The organism is Clostridium aciditolerans (assembly GCF_016316925.1).
GTDB classification, from domain to species: domain Bacteria; phylum Bacillota; class Clostridia; order Clostridiales; family Clostridiaceae; genus Clostridium_AM; species Clostridium_AM aciditolerans.
Genome location: NZ_JAEEGB010000026.1, coordinates 291,162 through 297,597, shown reverse-complemented (window position 1 = coordinate 297,597; position 6,436 = coordinate 291,162). Strand labels below are relative to the sequence as shown.

6 protein-coding genes and 3 pseudogenes are annotated in these 6,436 nt (G+C 31.8%); 5 read left to right on the top strand and 4 right to left on the bottom strand.

The annotated features are described in order from the left end of the window. Positions 1-69: 69 nt before the first annotated feature. Positions 70-285 (top strand): BhlA/UviB family holin-like peptide, encoded by a 216-nt coding sequence (locus tag I6U51_RS18125; RefSeq protein WP_211143963.1) that lies wholly within the window; start codon positions 70-72, stop codon positions 283-285. A gap of 16 nt (positions 286-301) precedes the next feature. Next, positions 302-595 (top strand): N-acetylmuramoyl-L-alanine amidase, encoded by a 294-nt coding sequence (locus tag I6U51_RS18120; protein WP_211143962.1) that lies wholly within the window; start codon positions 302-304, stop codon positions 593-595. Positions 596-781: 186 nt separating this feature from the next. Here the strand turns inward: I6U51_RS18120 and I6U51_RS24870 are convergent. Continuing rightward, positions 782-1,003 (bottom strand): annotated as a pseudogene (locus I6U51_RS24870) (Rrf2 family transcriptional regulator); the annotation flags it as partial. Positions 1,004-1,379: 376 nt separating this feature from the next. After that, positions 1,380-1,499, bottom strand: a complete 120-nt coding sequence (locus tag I6U51_RS18115) for a winged helix-turn-helix transcriptional regulator (protein WP_425489778.1) — start codon at positions 1,497-1,499, stop codon at positions 1,380-1,382. A 3-nt stretch (positions 1,500-1,502) separates the two neighbouring features. Here I6U51_RS18115 and I6U51_RS24865 point away from each other — a divergent pair. Beyond that, a pseudogene (locus I6U51_RS24865) lies at positions 1,503-2,136 on the top strand (flavodoxin family protein). 37 nt (positions 2,137-2,173) lie between these two features. Continuing rightward, positions 2,174-2,807 (top strand): annotated as a pseudogene (locus I6U51_RS18100) (aldo/keto reductase). Between the two features lie 255 nt (positions 2,808-3,062). Here I6U51_RS18100 and I6U51_RS18095 read toward each other — a convergent pair. Further along, positions 3,063-3,602 carry a DUF4865 family protein gene (locus I6U51_RS18095; protein ID WP_211143959.1) on the bottom strand — a complete coding sequence of 180 codons (540 nt, stop codon included), beginning with the start codon at positions 3,600-3,602 and terminating at the stop codon, positions 3,063-3,065. A 176-nt stretch (positions 3,603-3,778) separates the two neighbouring features. Here I6U51_RS18095 and I6U51_RS18090 point away from each other — a divergent pair, with 176 nt between their 5' ends. Further along, positions 3,779-4,621: a LysR family transcriptional regulator gene (locus I6U51_RS18090; protein WP_211143958.1), complete on the top strand. Its 843-nt coding sequence runs from the start codon at positions 3,779-3,781 to the stop codon at positions 4,619-4,621. A 272-nt stretch (positions 4,622-4,893) separates the two neighbouring features. Here the strand turns inward: I6U51_RS18090 and I6U51_RS18085 are convergent, their stop codons facing one another. After that, positions 4,894-6,324: an amino acid permease gene (locus I6U51_RS18085; protein WP_211143957.1), complete on the bottom strand. Its 1,431-nt coding sequence runs from the start codon at positions 6,322-6,324 to the stop codon at positions 4,894-4,896. Positions 6,325-6,436: the final 112 nt, after the last annotated feature.

Here is a 6,436-nt window from a genome sequence, read left to right as displayed (position 1 = left end):
CTTGACAGGGAGCAGTTCAGTTTAGAAGAATCTAAGCTCTTTTTATTTTTGCTCAAATGGAGGTGCAACTTGGAAAACAAAGCATTAGATTTAGCTATGCAGCATGGGATATGGGCGGTGCTATTTGTGGCACTGCTTTTCTTTGTATTAAATGAAAATAGTAAGAGGGAATCAAAGTATCAGGATATAATATCAAGACTAACAGAAAAATTCGAGTGCATAGAGCAAGGCCTTAATGGCATTAAAGATGATGTAAAAGAAGTTAAAGATAAAATATTTAAATAGAATAGGAGATGTTAGAATGAGTAAATTTGCAGTAGACCCTGGACATGGATGTTATCTAGATACAGGAGCAGAAGGGCATTTAAATGAGCAGAATTGTGCTTTAGATATAGCCAATAGAGTTATAAATAAACTTCAAATGCTAGGACATCAGGCTTGGAACGCAAGACCTTCAAGTGCTTCGAGTGTTACAAATTCATTACAACAAAGATGTGATAGTGCAACTAATGCAGACTATTTAATTTCTATGCACTTGAATGAAGTGAAGTATTTGCATAGAAGGAAAAAGGTAGATAACATATGTAAAAAATAAGCTGGCAATAAGCCAGCTGTGTAAGTTGCACATAATTCATTGGTTCTCACTCAATTCTAACTCCTTTGTAGTTTTGCCATCTGTAGTTAGTCGATATAATCCGAAAACAACTGAATTAACCTGCACCAATCCTTCACTCAAAAGATCCTTGAGTGCCTGTTGTACGTCGGATAAATTCCACGATGCTTTCGGAAGTTGATTAGCTATTTGTTCATGTAACCACTGTAAAGTCTTGTTCCTTAAGTATTGTCTCATTTGTTCTTCTGCTTCTAACATTACAACTTTAATTAAACAAGGACATTTTGTATGTGTATCGGGTAAATTATTTTTATCTAATAATAACTCATTTCGCCTTATCTCTGCACATTGAAATAAGGTCGAATTTCCTTCATAATTCTTGTATATATTGCTTAAATTACGATAGATATAATATCTAGTTCTTATGTATATTATTTAATAATTAGGAGGAAATATAGAATGCTTACAGAAAAATTTTATGATGTATTAAAACATGAAGGTGTAGTTACAGTAGTATCATGGGGAGATTCCACAAATTAGCTCCACAATAAAAATACAAGCTACAGTTAAAAGTATATCTATTCTTATATAACTTTTACTTTTTAAAGTATCTCCTCATTATAAGTCTGGACATAAAGATTTTTTTCTAAACAATAAAAAAGCACTCTATTTGCGCTCCCGGTGGGCTTAAGTTTATTATGTTTACACTATGTCGTCAATAATTGATGAATTAATTAATATCTTTAGTTCAATATATTACATCAGATTATTTGCATCCACTGTCTAAGTGAGAATAATATTTGATAGACCAAGATTCAATTTCTTTAATAATTTTAGTAAGGTCTCTTCCCTTTTCAGTAAGGTAATATTCAACTTTTGGTGGAATTTTATGAAAGTAGTCGCTTTTAATGGAAGTCCTAAAAAGAATGGAAACACTTATGAGGCAATAAAAGCTGTAGCAGCAGAGTTAGAGAAAGAGAATATAGAGGTAGAGATTGTTCATGTTGGAAATAAGATAATACGCGGATGTATGGATTGCGGGGGATGCAGTAGAAACATGAACGAAAGATGCGTTATGCAGAATGATGAGGTTAATGATTGGATTCAAAGATGAAGGAAGCTGATGGAATTATTTAGGTTCTCCTGTGCATTATTCAGCTATACCAGGAACGATGAAATCATTTTTGGATCGTGCATTTTTAGTTACATCTGTGAATAATGGAATGCTTAGACATAAGGTAGGGGCTAGTGTGGTGGCAGTAAGAAGATCCGGTGGTGTTCCAACATTTGAACAGCTGAATAACTATATCAATTATTCAGAGATGATGATGCCAACATCAAATTATTGGAATGTAATTCATGGTACAACACCTGGAGAAGCTATACAAGATGAAGAAGGAATGCAAATTATGAGTGTTCTAGGAAAGAATATGACATGGTTATTGAAGGTTATTGATTCGGGTAAAAATAATGTAAAAGAAAATGAAAGAGAAGATAAAATATTTACCAACTTTATAAGATAAGCTTTGAAGTTAAAGGTGTTATAAGGAGAGAAATAATATGATAAACAATTTAAAAAATACAGTAACTTTAAACAATGGTGTAAAAATGCCATGGCTAGGGCTTGGCGTTTTTAGAGTAGAGGATAGCCCCAAATTAGTTGATGCAGTAAAGAATGCAATAAAAAATGGTTATAGAAGCATAGATGGAGCAGCTATTTATGATAATGAAGTAAGTATGGGGAAGGGGATAGCTGAAGGAATAAAGGCAGCAGGTATTTCAAGGGAAGACCTATTTATAACATCTAAGGTTTTTAATGAAGGATGCAGAGATTAAGCCAATGATAAACCAAATAGAATTTCATCCACGCTTAACACAGGGGAAGGTTAGAACATTCTGTAAAGAAAATGATATTCAAGTTGAAGCATGGTCACCACTTATGGTTGGTAAATTACTTGATAATGAAATATTGAAGGAAATTGCCCATAATCATAATAAATCTATTGCTCAAATTATATTACGTTGGGATATACAAAATGGAGTGGTAACTATTCCTAAGTCTACAAAGGTCGGCAGAATAATAGAAAATTCACAGATATTTGATTTTGAATTAACTAATGAAGAAGTAGAGAAGATAAATTCTTTAAATCAAGATTTGAGAGTAGGACCTGATCCAGACAATTTTGATTTTTAATTAATTGAAGTAGGATAAATATAGATTTTGCGCTAATTTAAGAACCTTCTATGAATTACCATAGAAGGTTCTCTTACTTTAGATTTACTCGGAAAATGCAAAACCAGAATTACTTAAAATAGCTGATGAAGTAACCTATAGCGCTTGTAATGATGGGATATATTTTAGCTTTAAGAAAAATAACTTAATATAGAATATATTAAAGCTCGGTTAAGACCGAGCTTTTATTTTAATAAAAGTAATATATAGAACTTTTTATTGTGATATATGAAGTATATTATAAATTGTACCTTTTTCTGATTTTACTTTATCTAAATCATCAATAAAGTAAAATACAGTGTATTTCCACTTATCTGGATTATATATAACTATATATTCTGCATTTTCAATTTTGGGAAGTTCTGCTTCTATTCTATCTTTAAAGTTATTTAAGCTTCCTTGTGGCTCGATATCTCTTGTGATTTCAAATAGATATTTTATATCTGTAATATTACAGGTTGTTTTATCAATTAAAGGTATTCCTATATTTACTTGTTGCCATCCAAAAGAATTTATTATATTGTCATAGAATCCATTAAATAAAAATTTATTTAATCCGTCACTATCTTTCCAAAGATATAAAGGAGCATAACTATTCTGCAAATTATTATTTTCACCCTTTTTTGTTACCAGATATAGTTTAAACTTTAAATCATAAAAGCCATCTGTTTTATGGCCATTATTTTTAACTCTGGATTTTATTATATCCATATCATAGTCATTTGGTAATGTAATCTTGTATTGTGTTGCTATCATTTGATAAACACTCCTTTTCTTATACTTTATCTTTATTATATATGAGTTTAAGAGCTATGAATAATAGTTATAAATCATAGCAAATATCATTTGAAATAATACCCAAATTAATAAATATTAATAGTGAAAATATGTTAAGATTATAATTATTACAAAGTAAAGAAGGTAATGAAAAATTGGAAAGTAATGATTTGAGAATATTTCAGATTGTAGCCTATGAAGGTTCTATTTCTAAGGCAGCTTTAAGGATGGGGTATGTTCAATCAAATGTAACCCTTCGTATAAAGATGCTTGAGAAGGAATTAGGGACTACTTTATTATTAAGACATAATAAAGGTGTTACTCTTACTGATAGTGGCAAAAAGCTGCTTACATATGCAGATCAGATTATTAGATTGATTAACGAAGCTGAGTCAGCTTTTAAAGATATTTGTTCTAATAACTCTTTAAAAATAGGCGCAACTCAAACAATATCGGCTTCAGTAGTGCCTAAATGGTTAAGTAGATATTCAGAAAAATATCCTGATGTAATATTATCTTTAAAAACAGATACGCAAAGAAGCTTGATAGAGCAAGTTATCAGTGGAGAGCTTGATGGTGCCTTTATTAATGGTCCGTACAACCAAAGTAGTGTTGAATCAGCTTTTACTTTTACAGAGGAACTGGCAGTTATATCTTCTATTGATAATAAAGAAATAGATAAATTATTAGAAAAACCTATTATCATAAATACTAATATGGATTGTCCTTATCGTGCTATTTTGGAAAAGTGGGTTGTTGCAAACAAAGGAATTCCAAGTAGAATTATTGAGTTTGACTCTCTAGAAGCTATTATAAAGTGTGTAGCAGATGGCATGGGGATATCATTACTGCCAAAAAGTGTGATAAAAGATAAGGACAGAGTATATACTCATGAATTAACTAATGAATTCAACAAGCTAATAATACATTTTATCAAAGGCAATGATGTAAACATAAAGCACCCAATTAATAATTTTATTAGTATACTTTATGGATAATAACCTCGAAATACTTATATTTTATTTATCAAATCATAGCAACTAAAAAAGATATTCCTATGTCTACAGCAGCGCAGAGATTCATTGAGCTTATTGAAGATTGATTTTTTAGGAAGCAGGAAATTTAATTTTTCAGATAAATATGAAGATGGATTAGAAAACCAAGAAATGCACTCCAACTATTTTGTTAAACAGTTAGAGTGCACTTCAACTTTATAGCAATTTTAAGCTTGTTATGCTTGAGGCATTGATGCCTATTAATTTCATGCATGTTAAGCTGTATCTTTAGATTTACCACGGATAAATAAGTAAGCTATAGAGATAACAACAGAAATACCTAAAGCAAAATAAAACCCCATCCGTTGGTCTATAACGCCTAAGGAAAATATAAATAAAAGAACTAGTATTACTAATGTGATCACTGTTGACCATGGAGCACCAAAGGCTAAAGGAGATTTGTAAATATCCTGATTTGCAACAGTTTTCCGCCATATCAAAAAGCAAACTAAAATAATACCCAAACTAATGAATGAAAAATAAGCGGACGCAGAAATTAAGTAACTATAAATTTTACCCGGCAAAATGTAAGAAGTAATAATTATAGCCACTAGCCCAATAGCTGTTAGAATTAAGCTTCCATAAAATACTCCATTCTTACTTTCTTTACTTACAAAGGCTGGAGCTTGATGGGAGTTTCCTAAAGCAACTAGCATCATTATGGCAGAAAAATATGATCCGGTCATTACGGAAAATGATGCCACCAGAACCACTGCATTCATGATTGAAGCCGCAAAGGGTATATTAATTAATTCTAAGGCCGATATAAAGGGCGATTGCTTGATTGAAATTGTATTCCATGGGATTAAGCAAACAACAGTTAAAATTGAAACCGCATATAATAAAACCAATATCAAAATAAGTAAAAGCATCGCCTTTGGTATATCACGTCTTGGATTTCTAACCTCCGATGATGCCATAGCCACCACGCCAATGCCGGCATAGGAAAAAATGACAATTAACATTGACTGGAGTAATCCTCTTAAACCTTTTGGGAATAAACCTCCGTTATCTAATAGAGTCTTAATTCCAACTGGATGATTAGTGTAAAATACTCCAAACATTGCTGCGGCACCGATTATAATGAATAATACTAAGGCTGCTACTTTAATGAAGGACATAATCGTTTCAACTTTGCCAAAGTTTTTTAAACCAAAGGCATTTAAAGCAATTACTATTGCTGAATAAACTATTGTTAACAACCATACAGGGGCATTTGGAAACCACAGTTTTGAAAATATAGCCATGGCAATGGTCTCAGACCCTATACTTAGAACAACTCCTATCCAAAATGTCCAACCTACATAGAATCCCATAAAAGGTCCTAAGATTTCTTCAGCATAGACCTTAAAGGAACCACTAACTGGATGATTAACAGACAGAGAGGTCAGTGCGCCTGCAATCTGGCATGCTAATAAACCACCCAGCAGATAAGAAAAAACCACTCCAGGACCAGCATAGCTTATAGGCAATCCTGATGCGAGGAAAAAACTGGATCCAATAGTACCACCTATCCCAATCCACATTAAATTCATGGCTGAGAGATGATTTTCCGTCCCTTTATTATTTTCTTGTACTGAAAATTCATCTGCTAAAAATTCATCTTTATCTGTTATCTTTGAAGAATTTATTCGTTTTTCTTTCAATTTTATATACCTACCCTCTCGCTTTTTATCATGAAATTATTTTTCCAAAAAAAATACCTTTCATACCTATTGTTGAAAGGTAGGAAAGGTTGCCATCGAAGTACTATTTGGT

Coding starts and splice junctions, on each gene's coding strand:
- I6U51_RS18120 (WP_211143962.1), top strand. CDS start 302: ATGAGTAAATTTGCAGTAGACCCTGGACATGGATGTTATCTAGATACA.
- I6U51_RS18095 (WP_211143959.1), bottom strand. CDS start 3,602: ATGATAGCAACACAATACAAGATTACATTACCAAATGACTATGATATG.